Origin of the sequence: Xanthomonas prunicola (genome assembly GCF_002846205.1) — a bacterium.
In the GTDB taxonomy this organism is placed as follows: domain Bacteria; phylum Pseudomonadota; class Gammaproteobacteria; order Xanthomonadales; family Xanthomonadaceae; genus Xanthomonas; species Xanthomonas prunicola.
This window is the reverse complement of the sequence record NZ_PHKV01000005.1, coordinates 319,275-339,605: the sequence shown is the minus strand read 5'-3', so window position 1 is coordinate 339,605 and position 20,331 is coordinate 319,275. Positions and strand designations below refer to the sequence as shown.

14 protein-coding genes, 1 other RNA gene and 1 pseudogene are annotated in these 20,331 nt (G+C 63.8%); 6 read left to right on the top strand and 10 right to left on the bottom strand.

What is annotated here, in order from left to right; all coding sequences use genetic code 11:
* Positions 1 to 56: 56 nt before the first annotated feature.
* The gene (locus XpruCFBP8353_RS16600; RefSeq protein WP_101364177.1) at positions 57 to 1,739 is read right to left on the bottom strand and encodes a long-chain fatty acid--CoA ligase; all 1,683 of its coding nucleotides are present in this window, start codon (positions 1,737 to 1,739) and stop codon (positions 57 to 59) included.
* A gap of 97 nt (positions 1,740 to 1,836) precedes the next feature.
* On the opposite strand from XpruCFBP8353_RS16600, the pseudogene XpruCFBP8353_RS16595 reads away from it, so the two are divergent.
* A pseudogene (locus XpruCFBP8353_RS16595) lies at positions 1,837 to 2,286 on the top strand (hypothetical protein).
* Between the two features lie 320 nt (positions 2,287 to 2,606).
* Here the strand turns inward: XpruCFBP8353_RS16595 and acnA are convergent.
* The gene (acnA, locus tag XpruCFBP8353_RS16590; RefSeq protein WP_101364176.1) at positions 2,607 to 5,375 is read right to left on the bottom strand and encodes an aconitate hydratase AcnA; all 2,769 of its coding nucleotides are present in this window, start codon (positions 5,373 to 5,375) and stop codon (positions 2,607 to 2,609) included.
* A gap of 147 nt (positions 5,376 to 5,522) precedes the next feature.
* Between acnA and XpruCFBP8353_RS16585 the strand changes: the two genes are divergently transcribed.
* From XpruCFBP8353_RS16585 to XpruCFBP8353_RS16565, 5 genes are all read left to right on the top strand, one after another.
* Positions 5,523 to 5,771 (top strand): AbrB/MazE/SpoVT family DNA-binding domain-containing protein, encoded by a 249-nt coding sequence (locus XpruCFBP8353_RS16585; protein ID WP_016903180.1) that lies wholly within the window; start codon positions 5,523 to 5,525, stop codon positions 5,769 to 5,771.
* Positions 5,768 to 6,178, top strand: a complete 411-nt coding sequence (locus XpruCFBP8353_RS16580; RefSeq protein ID WP_011259444.1) for a type II toxin-antitoxin system VapC family toxin — start codon at positions 5,768 to 5,770, stop codon at positions 6,176 to 6,178. Before XpruCFBP8353_RS16585 ends, XpruCFBP8353_RS16580 begins: the two co-directional genes overlap by 4 nt.
* 65 nt (positions 6,179 to 6,243) lie before the next feature.
* On the top strand, positions 6,244 to 8,835 hold the full coding sequence (gene acnB, locus XpruCFBP8353_RS16575) for a bifunctional aconitate hydratase 2/2-methylisocitrate dehydratase (RefSeq protein ID WP_101364175.1): 2,592 nt from the start codon (positions 6,244 to 6,246) through the stop codon (positions 8,833 to 8,835).
* Positions 8,836 to 9,030: 195 nt separating this feature from the next.
* Entirely contained in the window at positions 9,031 to 9,846 is an 816-nt protein-coding gene (locus XpruCFBP8353_RS16570; protein WP_101364174.1) for an alpha/beta fold hydrolase, read from the top strand.
* A gap of 445 nt (positions 9,847 to 10,291) precedes the next feature.
* Positions 10,292 to 10,364, top strand: a non-coding RNA gene (locus XpruCFBP8353_RS16565) — sX9 sRNA.
* A 3-nt stretch (positions 10,365 to 10,367) separates the two neighbouring features.
* Here the strand turns inward: XpruCFBP8353_RS16565 and XpruCFBP8353_RS16560 are convergent.
* The 8 genes from XpruCFBP8353_RS16560 to XpruCFBP8353_RS16525 all read right to left on the bottom strand — a co-directional run bounded on the left by XpruCFBP8353_RS16560 (position 10,368) and on the right by XpruCFBP8353_RS16525 (position 20,076).
* Positions 10,368 to 12,725: an EAL domain-containing protein gene (locus XpruCFBP8353_RS16560; protein ID WP_243391128.1), complete on the bottom strand. Its 2,358-nt coding sequence runs from the start codon at positions 12,723 to 12,725 to the stop codon at positions 10,368 to 10,370.
* A 6-nt stretch (positions 12,726 to 12,731) separates the two neighbouring features.
* Entirely contained in the window at positions 12,732 to 13,808 is a 1,077-nt protein-coding gene (locus XpruCFBP8353_RS16555) for a protein-glutamate methylesterase/protein-glutamine glutaminase (protein WP_101364173.1), read from the bottom strand.
* Positions 13,805 to 14,401 (bottom strand): chemoreceptor glutamine deamidase CheD, encoded by a 597-nt coding sequence (gene cheD, locus XpruCFBP8353_RS16550; RefSeq protein ID WP_010365269.1) that lies wholly within the window; start codon positions 14,399 to 14,401, stop codon positions 13,805 to 13,807. Before cheD ends, XpruCFBP8353_RS16555 begins: the two co-directional genes overlap by 4 nt.
* Positions 14,398 to 15,264: a CheR family methyltransferase gene (locus XpruCFBP8353_RS16545; protein ID WP_101364172.1), complete on the bottom strand. Its 867-nt coding sequence runs from the start codon at positions 15,262 to 15,264 to the stop codon at positions 14,398 to 14,400. The genes cheD and XpruCFBP8353_RS16545 overlap by 4 nt, the downstream gene beginning before the upstream one ends.
* A gap of 247 nt (positions 15,265 to 15,511) precedes the next feature.
* Entirely contained in the window at positions 15,512 to 17,893 is a 2,382-nt protein-coding gene (locus XpruCFBP8353_RS16540) for a methyl-accepting chemotaxis protein (protein ID WP_162301089.1), read from the bottom strand.
* A gap of 81 nt (positions 17,894 to 17,974) precedes the next feature.
* On the bottom strand, positions 17,975 to 18,358 hold the full coding sequence (locus XpruCFBP8353_RS16535; RefSeq protein ID WP_014503234.1) for a hypothetical protein: 384 nt from the start codon (positions 18,356 to 18,358) through the stop codon (positions 17,975 to 17,977).
* A 314-nt stretch (positions 18,359 to 18,672) separates the two neighbouring features.
* On the bottom strand, positions 18,673 to 19,155 hold the full coding sequence (locus XpruCFBP8353_RS16530) for a chemotaxis protein CheW (protein WP_002806488.1): 483 nt from the start codon (positions 19,153 to 19,155) through the stop codon (positions 18,673 to 18,675).
* A 135-nt stretch (positions 19,156 to 19,290) separates the two neighbouring features.
* Positions 19,291 to 20,076 (bottom strand): flagellar brake protein, encoded by a 786-nt coding sequence (locus XpruCFBP8353_RS16525; RefSeq protein ID WP_162301088.1) that lies wholly within the window; start codon positions 20,074 to 20,076, stop codon positions 19,291 to 19,293.
* Positions 20,077 to 20,331: the final 255 nt, after the last annotated feature.

Here is a 20,331-nt window from a genome sequence, read left to right as displayed (position 1 = left end):
GTGGCATTGCGGGCGTCGCTGAATACTGAACGATTGGATCTGCGGTATAGCCGGTATTACGTTTTCGGCGCGTCCCGCAATTCGCGGCGCAGGATCTTGCCGACGTTGGTCTTGGGCAACTCTTTGCGGAATTCGATCACGCGCGGCTGCTTGTAGCCGGTGAGGTTGGCGCGGCAATGCGCCTTCACATCATCAGCGGTCAGGGCCGGATCCTTCTTCACGATGACTGCCTTGACGATCTCACCGGATTTCTCATCCGGCATACCGACGGCTGCCACTTCCAGCACGCCGGGCATTTCGGCGATCACGTCCTCGATCTCGTTGGGGTACACGTTGAAGCCGGACACCAGAATCATGTCCTTCTTGCGATCGACGATGTAGACGAAGCCCTGTGCGTCCATCCGCGCGATGTCGCCGGTATGCAGCCAGCCTTCGGCATCCATGACCTTGGTGGTTTCTTCGGGCTTCTTCCAATAGCCCTTCATCACCTGCGGGCCCCTGATGCACAGCTCGCCAATTTCGCCGAGCGGCAGTTCTGCGCCGGCGTCGTCCTTGATGCAGGCATCGGTGGACGGAATCGGCAGGCCGATCGAGCCGTTGTAGTCCTTCAGGTCCATCGGGTTGATGCACGCGGCCGGCGAGGTTTCGGTCAGGCCGTAGGCTTCGACCAAGGTCAGGCCGGTGACCTTCTTCCAGCGCTCGGCGACCGAGCGTTGCACGGCCATGCCGCCGCCCAGAGTCATCTTGAGCGAGGAGAAATCCACCTGATCGAAGCCAGGCGTGTTGAGCAGGCCATTGAACAGCGTGTTGACGCCGGTGAACGCGGTGAAGCGGGTCTTCTTCAGTTCCTTGACGAAGCCGGGCATGTCGCGCGGGTTGCTGATCAGATGATTGCAGCCGCCGATTTTCATGAAGACCAGGCCGTTCGCGGTCAACGCGAAGATGTGGTACAGCGGCAGCGCGGTGATCACCACCTCGTTGCCTTCTTCCAGCTTGCCGGTGCCGGCAAGCCACTGGTGCGCCTGCTGCATGTTGGCGACCAGGTTGCGGTGGGTCAGCATCGCGCCCTTGGCCACGCCGGTGGTGCCGCCGGTGTACTGCAAGAAGGCGATGTCGTCGGGCTCGATCTGCAGCGTCGGCACGCGATGCTTGCGGCCCAGCGCCAGCGCGTCGCGGAAGCGGATCGCGCCGTTGATGCGGTAATCCGGCACCAATTTCTTGACGTACTTGACCACGAAGTTGACCGCCGCCGCCTTCGGGAAGCCGAGCATGTCGCCCAGGCCGGTGGTGATGACTTGCTTGACTGGCGTGTCGGCAATGACCTGCTGCACGGTGGTGCCGAAGTTATCGATGACCACCAGCACGCTGGCGCCGGAGTCGATCAACTGATGCTTGAGTTCGCGCGGGGTATAGAGCGGATTGACGTTGACCACGGTCAGGCCGGCACGCAGTACGCCGAAGGTCGCGATTGGATATTGCAGGCAGTTGGGCATCATCAAGGCGACGCGGTCGCCCTTCTTCAACTGCAGTTCGCCAAGCAGGTAGGCGGCGAATTGCTCGACCAGTTGATCCGCTTCGCGGTAGGTGATGGTCTTGCCGAAGCTGTGATACGCAGGCCGGTCGGCAAAGCGTTTTACCGACGTGGCGAAGACCTCGGCCACCGTGCGGAACTGCTCAAGATCGATGTCGGCGGCAACGCCGGCCGGATAACTTTGCAACCAAGGACGTGCCTGATTCATCTGCCCCCCTCCAGGGTGTTCTTGACGCGCCGCAGTGTGTTCCACGGCGTTACAACAGCTGGCAGCATACCGTCATGGATGGAAAAGGCGAAGCGTGATGCAGAGCAGCATTCAAGTGCGCTCGCGTGTGACGTGGGTGGGGTTTTGCTTGCTGGTGTTGCTCGGGTGCACGCGTGCCGCGCCGGAACAACGGCTGCGCGCAACGCTGGAGCAGATGCATCAGGCCATCGAGGCACGCGAGATCGACGATGCGATGGCGCCGGTAGCCGAGGACTTTGTCGGTGAAAACGGGCTGGACGCAGCCGGGTGACGGCGCTGGATGCAGGTGCAGATGCTGGGCAGCCAACAGATCGGCGTGACCATGGGGCCGGTCGACGTAGCGCTGCGCGGCGACACTGCCACGGTGCGCTTCACGGCGCTGTTGACTGGCAGCAATGGCCGCTGGGTGCCCGATCAGGCGCAGACCTACCAGGTCACCACCGGTTGGCGATTGCAAGGCAGCGGCTGGCGGCTCTATCACGCGCAATGGGCGCTGGCAGGGCGGTGAAGGCGTTGCTCGGCTGCAACGCCTCGATTGTAAGTGCCGCCCATGGTCACATGGCGTGGCCGATACTCGACCCAACACACACGCCTGGGATGCAGGAGCATCGACCAGGTGCGCAGCGCCCCGCCCTGAGGGGATGCCGAGGTCTGGTGCTGGTGTGGCAGTGGGCATGCGTTGTTGAAGTGCGATGCACGCGATTCCCAACCACCTGGCAGCGATTCACCAAAGTTTGCTCGCCACGTCGTGTGATGCCGGAAACGCAACTCCCGCCGAGCGGCGGGAGTTGCGTGACATCTCTGGGCCCCAGGGCCCAAACGCCGTGGTCAGGCTGCCTTGCGGGCGGCCAGTTGGCGCAGCACGTACTGCAACAGCCCGCCGTGCTTGAAGTACTCCACTTCCTTGGGTGTCAGCAGCAGCACCTTGACCTGGAACTGCTTGACGCTGCCGTCGGACTTCCTGGCATCGACGGTGGCACGGCGGCTGGCGCCATCCTGCAGGCCGGTGATGTCCAGCACTTCCGAGCCATCCAGTCCCAGGGTCTGTGCGTTCTCGTTTTCCAGGAACTGCAGCGGCAGCACGCCCATGCCGACCAGGTTGGAGCGGTGAATGCGTTCGAAGCTCTCGGCGATGACCGCCTTGACCCCGAGCAGGTTGGTGCCCTTGGCGGCCCAGTCACGCGAGGAGCCGGTGCCGTATTCCTTGCCGGCCAGCACCACCAGCGGTACGCCGTCGGCCTTGTACTTCATGGCCGCATCGTAGATCGCCAGCTTTTCCGGCTGGCCGCCGTCGGCGGGGTAGTACAGCGTGTTGCCGCCTTCTTCGCCGCCGAACATCAGGTTCTTGATGCGGATGTTGGCGAAGGTGCCGCGCACCATCACATCGTCGTTGCCGCGGCGGCTGCCGTAGCTGTTGAAGTCGGCCGGCTGCACGCCGCGTTCCTGCAGGAAGCGGCCTGCTGGCGAATCCTTCTTGATGTTGCCTGCCGGGGAGATGTGGTCGGTGGTGATCGAGTCGCCGAACAAACCCATGATGCGCGCGCCGTGCACGTCGTCCACGTTGCCGACCTGCATGGTCATGCCGTCGAAGTAGGGCGGGTTCTTGATGTAGGTGGAGGCTGCATCCCACTCGTACAGCGCGCCATCGGGGGAGGCGATGGTGTTCCAGCGGCTGTCGCCCTTGAACACGTCGGCGTAGTTCTGTTTGAACATTTCCGGGCCGACAGTGGCGGCGATGGTGTCGCCGATTTCCTTGTTGCTCGGCCAGATGTCGCGCAGGTACACCGGCTGACCATCGCGATCGGTGCCCAGCGGCTCGGTGGTGAGGTCGATGTCGGTGGTGCCGGCGATCGCATAGGCCACCACCAGCGGCGGCGACGCCAGATAATTCATCTTGACTTCGGGATGCACGCGGCCTTCGAAGTTGCGGTTGCCCGACAACACCGATGCGACGACCAGGTCGTCCTTGGCAATCGCGACGGACACGTCCTCCGGCAGTGGGCCGGAATTGCCGATGCAGGTGGTGCAGCCGTAGCCGACCACGTAGAAGCCGAGCGTTTCCAGGTCGGCAAGCACGCCGGCCTTGCTCAGGTAATCGGTGACCACGCGCGAGCCCGGCCCGAGCGAGGTCTTGACCCACGGCTGCGCCTTCAAGCCCTTGGCCGCCGCGTTGCGTGCCAGCAGGCCGGCGCCGAGCATCACCGCCGGGTTGGAGGTGTTGGTGCAGGAGGTGATGGCGGCAATCACCACCGAGCCATCACGCAGCTGCCAACCGGCGCCGCTGTCGGCCGCACCTTCGGCCTGGGCCGCCTTGGCGCCGACCGCGGTGCCGCCACCGCCTTCGTTCTTCAGGCGATCTTCCTGCTTGAGATCGGTGAGCTTCTTGCTGCGCGCCTCGGCGAACGGCTTGAGGCTCTCGCGGTAATTGGACTGCATGTCTTTCAGCAGCACGCGGTCCTGCGGGCGCTTGGGGCCAGCCAGCGACGGCTTGACCTCGCCCATGTCCAGCTCCAGCGTGGCGCTGTACTGCGCCGGCGGAGTGTTGGCGTCGTGCCACAGGCCCTGCGCCTTTGCATAGGCTTCCACCAGCGCAATCTGCTCCTCGCTGCGGCCGGACAGGCGCAGGTAGGTCAGCGACTCTTGGTCGACCGGGAAGATACCGCAGGTGGCGCCGTATTCGGGGGCCATGTTGCCGATGGTGGCGCGGTCGGCCAGCGGCAGGTGCTGCAGGCCCTCGCCGAAGAACTCAACAAATTTGCCGACCACGCCGGCCTTGCGCAGCATCTGGGTGACGGTGAGCACCAGATCGGTGGCGGTGGCGCCTTCGGGCAGTTTGCCGCTGAGCTTGAAGCCCACCACCTGCGGAATCAGCATCGAGGAGGGCTGGCCCAGCATCGCGGCTTCGGCTTCGATGCCGCCCACGCCCCAGCCCAGCACGCCGATGCCATTGATCATGGTGGTGTGGCTGTCGGTGCCGAACACGGTGTCCGGGTAGGCGACCAGGCTACCGTCCTTGTCCGCGCTCATCACCACGCGGGCGAGGTTTTCCAGATTGACCTGGTGGACGATGCCGGTATTGGGCGGCACCACCTTGAAGTTTTCGAACGCCTTCTGGCCCCAGCGCAGGAAGCCGTAGCGTTCCTGGTTACGCTGGAATTCGATCTTGCCATTGAGGTCGAGCGCGTCGGGCTTGCCGAACACGTCCACCTGCACCGAGTGGTCGATGACCAGTTCGGAGGGGATCTGCGGGTTGATCTGGTCGGCCTTGCCGCCCAGCTTGACCACCGCATCGCGCATCGCCGCCAGGTCGACCACGCACGGCACGCCGGTGAAATCCTGCAACACCACGCGCGCGGGCATGAAGGCGATTTCGATATCGGGTTCGGCTGCGGGGTCCCACTTGGCGACCGCTTCGATATGGTCCTTGCCGACGGTCAAGCCGCCGTCTTCGTGCCGGAGCAGATTCTCCAGCAGGATCTTCATCGAGTAGGGCAGGTGGCCGATATCGAAGCGCTCGCCCAGTTTGGGCAGGCTGTAATAGTCGTAGCGCTTGCCGTGGACCTCAAATGAGGTGCGGGTGGAAAAGGAATCGCTCATGTATCACTCCTATGGCGTCGAAGGCTTTAGGTAGGGGTCCATTCTGAGCGATTCAGTGTGTACGCACGGTGTGTCAAGGTCGATCTGCCGGCTTGAGTACGATCGCGCAAGTACGTATCATGCGTACATACTTTCTGGAGCATGCTCATGGAAGCCACCGTTGCCGAACGCGGACAGATCACGCTGCCCAAGGCCGTGCGCGATGCCCTGGGCCTGACCAAGGGCACCACCCTCAAGATCGAACTCGATGGTGGCCGCATCATCTTGCGCAAAGATGTCAGCGAGGCGCTGCGCAAGGTGCGCGGCAAGTTCAAGCTGGTCGATGGCCTGACCAGCACCGACGAGGCCATGCGCGCCATTCGCGGCCGCGCGCCCGGGGATCCGTTCGACCCATGATCGCCCTGGATTCCTCGGTGTTGCTGGACATCCTCATCGGCGACCCGGTGTATGGCGAGGTGTCGGAGATCTGCATCGGCGATGCGCTGGCCCGCGACGAAGTGGTGGTCTGCGATGCGGTGGTGGCCGAAGTGCTGGCCATGCTCGACACCCAGGTCGACCTGATGGAAACCCTGGCCTCGATCGGGGTGCGTTACGAAGCCACCCAGGAAGCGGCGGCGGTGCGCGCCGGCCATATGAACAAGCGCTTCCGCGCACGCGGCGGCAAGCGCGAGCGGGTGGTGGCGGATTTTCTGATCGGCGCCCACGCGATGCTTCAGTGCGATGGGTTGATCACCCGCGACGAGGGCTTCTTCCGCGACTACTTCAAGGGCTTGAAGATCACCGTCCCCAAGCCCGTTGCCTGATCCACGTCTTCCGATCCACGCCTGACCTTTTACACATTCACTGCTGTCCTTTTTGGAGAACCCGCATGTTGGAAGCCTATCGCCACCACGTTGCAGAGCGCGCCGCGCTCGGTATCCCGCCGCTGCCGCTGACCGCGCAGCAGACCGCCGAGGTCATTGAGCTGTTGAAGGCTCCGCCGGCGGGCGAAGAAGAATTCCTGGTCGAGCTGCTCAGCCAGCGCGTGCCGGCCGGCGTCGATGACGCCGCCAAGGTCAAGGCTTCGTACCTGGCTGCGGTGGCCTTCGGCACCGAGAACACCGCACTGATCAGCCCCACGCGTGCAACCGAGCTGCTCGGCACCATGCTGGGTGGCTACAACATCCAGCCGCTGATCGACCTGCTCGACAACGCCGAGCTGGGCGCCACCGCCGCCGAAGCGCTCAAGCACACCTTGCTGGTGTTCGATGCCTTCCACGACGTGCAGGAAAAGGCCGAAGCCGGCAATGCGCACGCCAAGGCCGTGCTGCAGAGCTGGGCCGATGCCGAGTGGTTCACCAGCAAGCCGGAAGTGCCGCAGAGCATGACCGTCAGCGTGTTCAAGGTGCCGGGTGAGACCAATACCGACGACCTGTCGCCGGCTCCGGATGCCACCACCCGCCCGGATATCCCGCTGCACGCGCTGGCGATGCTGAAGAACAAGCGCGACGGCGCGGCGTTCGAGCCGGAAGAAGACGGCAAGCGCGGCCCGATCCAGGCCATTGCCGATCTCAAGGACAAGGGCCACCTGGTCGCCTATGTGGGCGACGTGGTCGGTACCGGTTCCTCGCGCAAGTCGGCGACCAACTCGGTGCTGTGGTGGACCGGCGAAGACATTCCGTTCATTCCCAACAAGCGCTTCGGCGGCGTGTGCCTGGGCAGCAAGATCGCCCCGATCTTCTACAACACCATGGAAGACGCAGGCGCCTTGCCGATCGAGCTGGACGTATCGCAGATGGAGCACGGCGATGTGGTCGAGTTGCGTCCGTACGACGGCAAGGCGCTGAAGAACGGGCAGGTGATCGCCGAGTTCGCGATGAAGTCGGACGTGCTGTTCGACGAGGTGCGCGCCGGTGGCCGCATTCCGTTGATCGTCGGCCGCGGCCTGACCGCCAAGGCGCGCGAGTTCCTGGGCCTGCCGGCCTCGGACCTGTTCCGCCTGCCGATGGACCCGCCGGACACCGGCAAGGGCTTCTCGCTGGCGCAGAAGATGGTCGGCCGCGCCTGCGGCTTGCCGGAAGGCCAGGGCATGCGCCCGGGCACGTATTGCGAGCCGAAGATGACCTCGGTGGGCTCGCAGGACACCACCGGCCCGATGACCCGCGACGAGCTCAAGGACCTGGCCTGCCTGGGCTTCTCGGCCGACCTGGTGATGCAGTCGTTCTGCCACACCGCCGCCTACCCGAAGCCGGTGGACGTCAAGACCCACCACACCCTGCCGGAATTCATCTCCACCCGTGGCGGCGTGTCGCTGCGTCCGGGCGATGGCGTGATCCACAGCTGGCTCAATCGCATGCTGCTGCCCGACACCGTCGGCACCGGCGGCGACTCGCATACCCGTTTCCCGATCGGCATCTCGTTCCCGGCCGGCTCCGGCCTGGTGGCCTTCGCCGCCGCCACCGGTGTGATGCCGCTGGACATGCCCGAGAGCGTGCTGGTGCGCTTCAAGGGTGAGATGCAGCCGGGCGTGACCCTGCGCGACCTGGTCAACGCGATTCCGCTGTACGCGATCAAGGATGGTCTGTTGACCGTGGCCAAGCAGGGCAAGAAGAACATCTTCTCCGGCCGCATCCTGGAAATCGAAGGCTTGCCGAACCTGAAGGTGGAGCAGGCGTTCGAACTGTCCGACGCCTCGGCCGAACGTTCGGCGGCCGGTTGCACCGTGCACCTGGACAAGGCACCGATCATCGAATACCTGACCAGCAACATCACCCTGCTGCGCTGGATGATCGCCGAAGGCTATGCCGATGCGCGCACGCTGGGCCGCCGCATCAAGAAGATGGAAGAGTGGCTGGCCGATCCGCAACTGCTGCAGCCCGATGCCGACGCCGAGTACGCCGCCGTCATCGAGATCGACCTGGCCGACATCCACGAGCCGATCGTGGCTTGCCCGAACGACCCGGACGACGTCAAGACGCTATCCGAGGTCGCCGGTGCGGCGATCGACGAAGTGTTCATCGGTTCGTGCATGACCAACATCGGGCACTTCCGTGCCGCCGCCAAGCTGCTGGAAGGCAAGCGCGATATCCCGACCCGCCTGTGGGTGGCGCCGCCGACCAAGATGGACGCCTCCGAGCTGACCAAGGAAGGCCATTACGGCACCTTCGGCGCGGCCGGTGCGCGCATGGAAATGCCCGGCTGCTCGCTATGCATGGGCAATCAGGCGCAGGCACGCGAGGGCGCCACGGTGTTCTCCACCTCCACGCGCAACTTCCCCAACCGCCTGGGTCGCAATACCAATGTGTACCTGGGCTCGGCGGAGCTGGCGGCGATCTGCTCGCGTCTGGGCCGGATCCCGACCAAGGACGAGTACATGGCCGACGTGGGTGTGATCAAGACCAGTGGCGAGCAGATCTACCGCTACATGAACTTCGATCAGATCCAGGAATACCAGGACGTGGCCGATACCGTCGCGGCCTGATTTCAGCCGCTGGTCTGTGTGAGTCCGAAATGCCCGGCACGCCGGGCATTTCGCTTTTCGGACAATCGCTTCGTGTTGTCGTCACGAAGCCGGGCGTTAAAGCAACTACCAGCTGACTGGATTGTGGCATTGCAACAAAAATCTGAGGTCCACGGGTCTAGAGTCCGGCCGCTCTACCACTGTCCGTTGATGCCCATGCCCATTTGCACAATTTCCGGTCAGACGTTGCACTACACGCAACACGGCCAAGGTTTTCCGGTTTTGCTTGGTCACAGTTATCTCTGGGACGCTGCGATGTGGGAGCCGCAGATCCAGGCGCTGTCGCAGCATTACCAGGTCATCGTTCCCGAGTTGTGGGGGCATGGGCAATCGGACGCATTGCCGGCGGGTACGCAGACCGTGGGGGATCTGGCCGATCAGATGCTGACGCTGATGGATGCACTGGAGCTTCCGCAATGTGCAGTGGTGGGTCTGTCGGTGGGTGGCATGTGGGGCGCGGAGTTGGCGATGCGCGCGCCGGAGCGCGTGCGTAGCCTGGTGTTGATGGACACCTTTATGGGTGCCGAATCGCAGGCGACGCAAGCGCGCTACTTCGCATTGCTCGATGCGATCGATGCGGCGGGGCAGGTGACCCCGGCATTGGTCGAGGCGATCGTGCCGCTCTTTTTCCGCCCCGACATCGATCTGCAGTCTGCGTTGCCGGCGGCGTTCGCGCAGCGTCTGGCGGCGATGTCGCCCGAGCAGTTGCGCGCTTCGATCGTGCCGCTAGGGCGGCTGATCTTCGGGCGCGACGATCGACTCGAAACGCTGGCTGCGCTCAACCCTGCCAACACGTTCCTGTTGGGTGGCGAATACGACGTTCCGCGCCCGCCGGAGGAGTTGTGGATGATGGCCGAGGTCATCGGTTGCGACTACGAACTGGTGCCCGATGCAGGGCATATCGCGTCGCTGGAAAATCCGGCGTTCGTCAATGCGCAGTTGTTGGGATGGTTGAAGCGCACGCTGCAGTGATGCTTGGTTGGTCGCGTGCGCGGTGTCCTCACCGCGCGCGGGACACGCGGTGAACCCGCCCACGGGGGCCCGATGGCGGCATCCCTGCCGCCAACGGTCCTGCAAGCGGCGAAAGCACCGCAGCAGATCGTTGGCTGGTTGTTTGACATGACGCTCTGCAGCGAAGCCGCAGCGTAGCCAGGCCGCAGTCGACGCACGCATGGCGCGCATGTCTTAGGAAAACTGAGCTTGTTCTCGACGTGACCGGCAACAGGTCGCGATCGATAGGCAGCAGTGTTGGCGTGCACTCCCAATCAATGCCTGGTACGAGCAGGAAATGCCGGACTCGGTGGCAACCGCACCCTGCCTCATCGCCAACACCCCGCTTTTCATCAGTTGCGTTAAGAGCGGCTAACAAAACTACTGCGCAGCCCCCAGGCGGGCGTGGCCGGTGCTCGGAATCGGCATGTACCACGCGGACACTCCGGTTCCTGCGCGCCATCCGCGCCCACCTGACGGCTGGCTACGTTTTGTTAGCCGCTCTAAGGCTGTGTGCCCAGCCACGCTTCCAGCGCTGCGGCCGGTAGCGGCCGCGAGAACAGATAGCCTTGTAGGACTTCGCAGCCCAGGTCGGCGAGAAACAGGCGTTGTGCTTCGTTTTCCACGCCTTCGGCGACCACGTGCTTGCGCAGGTGCTCGCCGATGCGTAGCACCGAGGTGGTGAGCGCGCGGGCGTCCTCGCTGTGTTCGATATCGCGGACGAAGCTCATGTCCAGTTTGAGTTCGTCGATCGGCAGGCGATGCAGATGGCTCAGGCTGGAATAGCCGGTGCCGAAATCGTCCAGCGACAGCGAGATGCCGGCTTCGCGGATGGCGTGCAGGTTTTCCAGCACGCCCGGCTGGCCGGACAGCATCACGCTTTCGGTCAATTCCAGGGTCAGGTCGGAGGTTTGTACGCCGGTGTCGGCGATCAATCGAAGCAGATCGGGAAGCATGCGCGGGCTTTCGAAGCTGCTGGCCGACAGATTGACCGAAACGCGCGTGACCGGCACGCCGCGCAGACGCCAGTCTGCCACCTGCTCACAGGCCCGCCGCAGGACCCAGGCGTTGAGCTGCGGCATCATGCCTTGCTCTTCGGCGACAGGCAGAAAGCGTGCGGGCGAAATCGCGCCCAGCTGCGGATGATTCCAGCGCAGCAGCGCTTCCACGCCATACAGCGCGTGCGGTGCGGCGCTATGCATCTGCGGCTGGTAGTGCAACTGCAGTTGGTCGCGGCCGATGGCCTGGCGCAGCTCCGCTTCCAGCGCAACGCGTTCCTGCGCCATGCGGTTCATGTCGGAACTGAAGAAGCGGAAACGCCCACCGCCTTCCTTCTTGGCGCGATTCATCGCCAGATCGGCGTGGCGCAACAGGATATTGATCTCGCGGCCGTCCTCGGGAAACATCGCTACGCCGATACTGGCCGACGAATGCACGGTCATATGGCCGACCGGCAGCGGGCTGGCGATACTGACCAACAAGCGCTCTGCGGCGGCACTGGCCTGCTCTGCACTGCATTGCGGCAGCGCAAGTGCGAATTCGTCGCCTGACAGGCGCGCCAGCATCGCCGTAGCGGTGAGTTGGTCGTTGATGCGCAGGGCGATATCGCGCAACAGGCCATCACCCGCGGCATGGCCCTGGCTATCGTTGATGAGCTTGAAACGATCGATGTTGATGAACATCAACGCTGCTGGTTCGCCGGCGTATTCGGCCTGCGTCAGCGCCTGCTCGGCGCGCGCGTTGAACATGATGCGATTCGGCAAGCCGGTGAGCGTGTCGTAGAACGCCAGTTGATGCACGCGCTGGCGGATCTGCTCGCGCTCCAGCGCCAGCGTGCACAGTTGCTGGCACAAATCGGTCAGCCGCACATGCCAGGCATCGGCACGGTGCGGCTTGCGGTAATACAGCGCGAAGGTGCCGAGCACGCGCGCACTGTTGGAGCGGATCGGCGTACTCCAGCAGGCGTGCAGGCCCCACCGCAACATCGTATCGCGATACGGTTCGAACGACGGGTCGGTGGCGATGTCTTCCACCATCACCGCGCGACCGCGCCAGGCCGCGGTGCCGCAGGCGCCTGCGCCCGGGGCGATTTTCAAGCCGTTGACCGCTTCGGCGTATTCGGGCGGCAGGCTGGGCGCAGCCAGCGAATGCAGGCGGCCCTGGTTGTCGGCGCTCATGACGGCCGCCAACACTTCCGGGGCGATGCGTTCGACCTCGGTGCAAATCAGCGTCATCACCTCGATCAACGGGCGTTCCTGCACCAGGGCTTCCAGCACGCGGTGCTGTAGCACCTCGTGCATCTTGGTGTCGGTGATGTCGGTCAGCACCGCCACGTAATGCGAGGGGGTGTGGTCGGCGTCGTAGATCGGGTTGAAGTTGAGCGAGACCCACAACGGCGAGCCGTCCTTGCGATAGACCAGCAAGTCGGCACGGGTCTGCTGCAAGGCATCGGCGCGCTCGCGCACGCGCGCGACTTCGCCCTGGTCGCTCTGCGCGCGGGTCAACACATCCGATGGACGCTGACCGACAAGCTCGGCTTCGGTGTAGCCGAACATGCGCTGGAAGCCATCGTTGGCATACAGCAGGCGCGATTGCAGATCGCAGATGAGAATAGCGCTGCTACTGCCATCCAGCGCTTCGGCCAGCAGGCGCGAACGGCGCTGCTCGGGCTGTTCGCCGGCCTTGGCCATGCCGGCGGTGACCGGGCCGGGCCTGACCAGATCGTGGCTTGGCGCGTTCGCATGCACCGGCTCAGCCGTCCCCGGCGTGCGATAGACCTCCGCGTCCGTAGCAGCGCCTGTCGCGCTTTCCTGTGTCAGCGGAAGGGACGGGTCGGTCGGGTGCGAGGGATGCGCGGCCATGCCGGATCAGCGTGCCTGCGCCGACAATGCGAGCAAGCGCTCGGCCACGCGCTCCAGCGGCACCACTTCCTGCGCCGCGCCGAGTTTGTACGCCGCGCCGGGCATGCCCCAGACCACGCTGCTGGCTTCGTCCTGCACGAGCGTCGGCGCGCCGGCCTGCAGCATTTCCAGCAGCCCGCGTGCGCCGTCGTCGCCCATGCCGGTGAGGATGGCGCCGACCGCATTGGGGCCGGCATTTGCGGCGACAGAACGGAACAGCACATCCACCGCCGGCTTGTGGCGATTGACCGGCGGACCATCGTCGATACGGCAGCGCCAACGCGCACCGTCGCGGATGATGCGCAGATGCTGGCCGCCCGGCGGCAGATACGCGTGACCGGGAAGGATCGCTTCGCCATCAGTGGCTTCGCGCACCGACATGGCGGAATGGCGGTTGAGGCGCTCTGCAAATGCAGTGCTGAAGCTGGCCGGCAGGTGCTGGGTCATCACCACTGCGGGCGCATCGGCGGGCATGTGTTCGAGCACCACGCGCAGCGCTTCGGTGCCGCCGGCGGACGCACCGATGGCGATCAGGCGGTCGGTGGTGCGAAAGCGCAGCGCGCTACCGGGCACCGGCGCCGACTGCATGTCGAGCGTGACCTTTGGTGTGCTGGGGCGGTGCAGTGCGCTGACCTTGGCTTTGGCGGCCATCTTGACCTTGCTGACGATTTCTTCTGCATAACCTTCCAGCCCGCGTGCGACGTCGATCTTGGGCTTGGACACGAAGTCCACTGCGCCCAGCGACAAAGCCTGCAAGGTGGTGTCGGCGCCGCGCTCGGTCAGCGATGAAATCATCACCACCGGAGTAGGGCGCAGGCGCATCAGGTTTTCCAGGAACACCAATCCGTCCATGCGCGGCATTTCCACATCCAGCGTGATGACGTCCGGATTGAGGCGCTTGATCTTTTCGCGCGCCAGCAACGGGTCGGCGGCGGAGCCGACCACTTCGATGCCGGCATCGCGCGAGAGGAGTTCGGTGAGCATCTGACGCACGACCGCCGAATCGTCGACGATCAGTACACGCACAGGAGTTTCCAGCGTCATTCGAACAACTCCACTCCACCGGTGACCGGTGCTTTGGATAGACGGGCGCGCACGGCCGATTCGGTGGCGGCGACTTCGGCTTCGTGTGCATGCGGCAGACGCTGCACGACGACGCGGCCGGTCGTTGCGAAGAACCACACCTTGCGCGGATGGATGCCGCACAGATCTTCAGCAATGATGGGAATGTGTTCTGCCTGCAGGTACTGGCGGACGAACTCGGCGTTGCGGGTGCCGACCGGGTTGCTGGTAAAGCCCTTGAGCACGTTGGCGCCACCGAAAACCTTGGCTTCGATGCGTTTGCGGTGCGCGCCGCGCTTGAGCATGTCGTTGATCAGCAACTCCATCGCGTAACTGCCGTAACGCGCGGGTGCGCCATCGCCGATCTGGCCTTCTGGCAACAAGAAGTGGTTCATGCCGCCGATCTTGAGCACCGGATCGCGCAGGCAGGCTGCAACGCAAGATCCCAGGGTGGTTGTCAACGCGGTGTCGTCGTCCACCACCAGATACTGCGTGGGCAGCAGTTTGGCGGCGATGGTCTGGAAGCGCGAATCGCGGTAGCGCATGACGTCGTCGACTTGCACGGCCGTACTCATGTAGAGGCTCCTGCGCGCGGTGCGCGCCGATACAGCGTGCGCCCGCACGGCTGGATCAGATCGGCCGCGTGCAGGTAATTCTCCGAATGCCCGGTATAGAGCAGGCCGTCGTCGCCCATGTGGCTGACCAGGCGCGACAGGATGCCGCGTTGAGTGGGCTTGTCGAAATAGATCATCACGTTGCGGCAGAACAGCGCGGCATACGGGCCGCCGACGTCGTAACGCGGTGCCAGCAGATTCAACTGGCGGTATTCGATGAGTTGGCGCAGTGCGGGAATGACCCGGCACTTGCCTTCGTTGGGGCCGCTGCCGCGCTGAAAGTATTTGCGCTTGATCGAAGCATCCAGCGAGGCGACGCGGTCGATGGCATAGACGCCACGCGACGCGGTTTCCAATACCTGGGTATCGACGTCGGTGGCGACGATGCTCACCGGCGGGGTCAGCGTGCCGAAGGCTTCGCAGGCGGTGATGGCGATGGAGTAGGGCTCCTCACCGGTCGAGGCCGCGCACGACCAGATCTTCAACGGCGCCTGCGAGGCGCGCTTTTGCAGTTCTTCGCGCAGCTTGTCGAAGTGGTGCGGCTCGCGGAAGAACGAGGTCAGGTTGGTGGTCAGCGCGTTGGTGAATGCCTGCCATTCTTCCTCATCGTTGCCGGCTTCGAGCTGATCGAGATAATCACGGAACGAGCGCAGACCGAGCACGCGCAAACGACGCGAGAGACGGCCATACACCATGTCGCGCTTGGCTGGCGCCAACGCGATACCGACACGCTGGTAGATCAAGTCGCAGACGCGCTTGAAGTCGCGGTCGCCGAAGTCAAATTCGCGTGTGTCTGAAGCGGGGGTCGTAGTCGTCATATCCATACGCGTCGTGAGCTATCACTAGATATCGGCCACGTAGTCACGCAACTGAAGCGCCAATGCATGGATTGCACGCGGTTGGGTTCGGTAGGCCGTGCGATGGGGTATGGCGGTGCATTCGCTGGCCGCTCAGAGCCATGGCGGCTCATCAGGTTGTCCGCAGCAGCGTGCGCGTGGTGATCAACGCAGATGCCGTGCCCAGATGCACAACGCCCCGGCTGTGCCGGGGCGTTGGGGTGACAGCGGTGAATCAGAACTCTTGCCAGTTACCGTCGGCCAGCGCAGCCTGTGATTTGGCAGGCCGCACCGCGGTTGCCGCTGCCCGCGCTACCGGCTTGGCGGCGCCTTTCACTGCAACCGGGCGCGAGGCGATCTGCCGCACGCGTGCGGTCTGGGTTACCTGCGCAGCCGATTCGTCCAGCTTGAACACCGACACCGCTTCGGCCAGGTGACCGGCCTGCTCTTCCATCGAGCGGGCGGCGGCGGTGGCTTCTTCCACCAGCGCAGCATTCTGCTGGGTGGTTTCGTCCATCTGGGTGATGGTCTGGTTGACCTGCTCGATACCGGACGATTGCTCCTGCGAAGCAGCAGAAATCTCGCCCATGATGTCGGTGACGCGCTGCACGCTGGCCACGATGTCGGCCATGGTGGCGCCAGCCTTGCGGACCAGTGCCGAGCCTTCGGCAACCTTGTGCACGGAATCGTCGATCAAGCCCTTGATCTCCTTCGCCGCACCGGCCGAACGCTGTGCCAGCGTACGCACTTCGGAGGCGACCACCGCAAAACCGCGGCCCTGTTCGCCGGCACGTGCCGCTTCCACCGCTGCATTCAACGCCAAGATATTGGTCTGGAAGGCGATGCCATCGATGACGCTGATGATGTCGGCGATCTTCTTGGACGAGGCTTCGATGCCGGACATGGTGGTGACCACCTGCGACACCACTTCACCGCCTTGCGAGGCCACGCCGGTGGCACCGATGGCAAGCTGGTTGGCCTGACGGGCGCTTTCGGCGTTCTGCTTGACGGTGGAGGTGAGCTCTTCCATGGAAGCTGCGGTTTCTTCCAGGTTGGCGGCCTGCTGCTCGGTACGGTGCGACAGGTCACTGTTGCCCGAGGCGATTTCGCCAGCGGCCGAGTTGATCGCACTGGACGACAGCTTGATGCGCCCAACGATGTCGGCCAGCTGCTCGGCGGTGGCATTGGCATCGTCACGCATCTGCGCGAACACGCCGCTGAACTCGCCATGCATGCGCACGGTCAGGTCGCCGCGCGACAGCGCGGACAACAGGGCCGAGATCTGCTCCAGGCTGCCGGCATTGGCATCCAGCAAGCCGTTGAGCTGCTGCGCCAACTGCAGGAAGAAACCCTGCTTGCCGTCGGTTTCCACGCGGCCGCTCATGTCGCCGCTGGCAGCGGCACGCACGATACGGGCGACTTCGTCTTCCACCTGGACCTCGATGGTGCGGTCGCGCCATTCGCAGACTTCGCCGCTGGTCTCGCCCTGTTCGTTCTTGATGGCGGTGACCGTCTGTGCCAGCACCACTTCGCCGAAGCGCTCTTCGAAGCTGGTGACGCCATCGCGTTCCAATGCGGCAATGGCCTTGCGCACGGTCGCATCTGACAGACCCAGATAGCTGATGTGCTGACCGATGACCTTGCTCGCATCGAACTCGGGCGATGCCAGGCGGATGCTGCTTTCGTACTGCGCCACGATCTTCTTGAAGGCGTCGTTGGCGTAGATCATCACGCGCTCGGGATCGGTGATGAAGGTGCCGGTCGAGGACTTGTCCAGCGCGGTACGGATACGCAGGTTTTCGTCGGCAATCCTCTGATCGCGTTCGATACGCTCCTTCAGGTCGCGCTGCATGCGCTGCATCGAGCGCATCAACTCGCCCACTTCGTCCTGTCCCTGCACGTTGATCTGGCCGTCCAGCTTGCCGCCGGCGATCTCGGTGGCGGTGGTGACCGCGCCGAGCATGCTCTTGACGATGGAACGGGCGAACAGGAACGCCAGGCCCAGGCCGCCGGCAATGCCGATCAGCAGCACCATCACGGTCAGCGAGACGGAGGTGGCGTGGACCTTTTCGGCCTTGGTCTTGGCTGCCTGCGCCAGCATGTTGTCTTCGGCGATCAACGCAGCCAGCGAATCCTTGGCCTTGTTGTGCAGGGTGCGGGTTTCGCCGACGAAGGTGTCGATGGCGTCGTCGGGCAGATTGAGTTCGATCATTTCATTGACGCTGGCGTAGGAAGCCGAGGCCTTCTTCCAGTCGGCCACGAACACGTCGAACAGCTTCTTCTGTTGCGGGCTCTCGATCAGGCGCGGGTAGCCCTTGATGGTGGCCTCGATCTCGCCATTGAGCTTCTTGGTGCGAACCTTGGCTTCCTGCTTGACCGCATCGCTGGCGCGCACCAGGTTTTGATAAGACGCATTCCGGTATTCGCCCAGCATGCCGCGCAGATCGCCGGCTTCGCGCACGCTGGACATGGTGTTGCCGGCCAGGTCGCGGGTCACGTTGTTGAGCGATGCCAGCCCCGAGTACGCGATGATTCCCTGTACCAGCATGATCAGCAGCACGATGCCGAACGCCAGCATCAGCCGCGGCATCAATTTCAGATTATTGATCCATTGCATTGACACGATCCCCCGTAAAAGTCAGTCCGCATAATCCAGACAGCACATCGCCACGCATGGGCGTGGCGATGTGCGATGCGATTACTTGATGGTGGCGAGCTTCAGGCTGGCCGGGGAGCTGACTTCGATTTCGGCGCGCGAGCTGTCGCGCTGGATCTTGCCGAGGACGCAGACGTCCTTGCCTTCCAGGGTTTCCGGGGCAAAGCTGAACTTGCCGCGGTTGGCGCCGTCGATACGGGCCGAGAAGGTGTGGCGCGGGAACATGCCGCCCATGTACAGGAAGGTGGGTTCGCCTTCCGAGCTCTGCGCGTACTTGGCCTTTTCGACCTTGCCGCACACCATGCCGTCCTTGCCAACGAAGCGCGTCGCCATTTCCGGCGGAATCATTTCCTGCGACTGGGCCGACAGCGAGGGAGCAACGATCACGAGAGCAGCGACGGGGAGGAGCGAGAGCAGGAACTTCATTGGGATTCTCCAGAAATCAAAAGTCGAACGGTGACCCGTTGAGTGGATGCGGGCTTCCATTCAGCTATCGGCTAGCCGCCGTTCAACTTGAATCCAAAAAATGTGATGTTCATTGCACTTCAATAGCGTGGTGCGTCGTGTGTGGGGAGACTCCCGACACGCAATAGTCTTAGATGCGTTCGCTTAACGCATTGCGGCCGTCGGAGTGGTGCAGTGGATGCCGGGCGGCGCCATGTACACGTGGTACATGACGGCTCCCGCACACCCCCACACCTCTGCCGACGACCGCAGGCGAGGCAAACCAGCCGCTTGAATCAGGCGGCTTCTTCGACCAGCTGCTGGCCCAGCTCGGTGCTGTCCAGCAGGGTTTCGATATCCAGCAGGATCAACATGCGATCGTCCTGGGTGCCGATCCCCGAGATGAAACGGGTATCGACCGCAGCGCCGAACTCGGGCGTGGGACGGATCTGGTCGTCGTTGAGCGGAATCACGTCGGACACGCTGTCCACGACGATGCCGACGACGCGGTCTTCGACGTTGAGCACGATCATCACGGTGAAGGCGTCGTAGCGCGCTTCTTTCAGGCGCAGCTTCAGGCGCAGGTCGATCACCGGCACGATGGTGCCGCGCAGGTTGATCACACCCTTGATGTAGTCGGGCGCGTCGGGCAGACGGGTGACCGAATCGTAGCCGCGGATTTCCTGCACTTTCAGGATGTCCACGCCGTAGTGTTCTTCGCCCAAAGCGAAGCTGAGGAATTCACCACCGGTGCCGGTGGCAGTGCTTTTGTCGTTCATGGAAACTCCGGGCGTTGCGGCTAAGTGTCAGGTTGCGGCAGGACTGCGGCAGCAGAGACGGATGAGGGATGCCCTAGCAACATCGGCGGGGTGGGCAGCAACTTTAGGTGCCGGCCTCGCGTGGTGAGGGAGGGTTCAGAACACGCCGCTCTTGCGCGCGTTGCGCTGGCGGTCGACGCGGAAAATGTAGCGCTGGATGGTTTCGTCGGCGCCGCGCGGCAATTCGCTGAACTGCATGCCGATCCGGAAGCCTTCGCTGCCGTTGGGTAGCGTCTGCTTGTACTGGCTGCACACGGTGAGCGGCAGCGTGATGGGGGCCGTGTCGGGCAGTTGCAGAATGCAGTTGCGATACGTGCGTTGCGGCTCAAGCAATGGCATGCCGTCGGTGAGCGACACCGCCAGGCCGCCGCTGCTGATGTCGATGACGCGCAACTGCAGCTGAAGTGCTTCGCCTTGTGCGGCTTCCTGGCGGATGGTGCAGACGGGGGAGTCGGTGATCGGCGTTTCCAGCCGGTACGATTCACGCCGTTGCATGTGGTACATGGCGTCGGGCAGGTCGGCGCGGAAAGCGACGTGGATATCGCGCTCGATGCGCTCTGCCTTTTCCAGCCGGAAGCGGATGTTGACCCGTTCCAGTTGGGCATAGCACAGCAGGTATTTGGCGCCTTCGATGGCGCGGTTGGAGGCCTCGTTATGGCTGCCGTCCAGGATCACGCAGTCGTCGTCTTCGTCCACGTCCAGCACGGCGGTGGGCACGGCCAAGTCGCGGCCGGCCACATGCATGGTCACGATGGCGCGTTGGTCGAGCAACTGGCGCAGCAATCCACGGATCTGCCGCTTGTTGCGCAGCAGATAGCGCTCGTCACCTTCGGCGAGGTGATCGGCGTCGTTGTCCAGCTCTGAGGTATCGCCTTGGGACATGGGCACAAGCACAGTAGCAGCGGGAAGGCGCCTGGCGGGTTGTCCCGGCGTCGCCTTGATATCGGCGGCAAAGCCAGATCTTTAAGAGTGGCTGACGAAACGGTTGTGTCGAGGTCGCTCAACGCTATGCGTGAAATGACCACTCGAGTTGGTCGATGCGCAGTGTTTCGGCAAGCAACCAGCAGTGGTCGGGAGCGGTGTCTGGCGGCATGGATGCCCACAGGGACGGGTTCACGGCGTGACCCACAAGCGGCG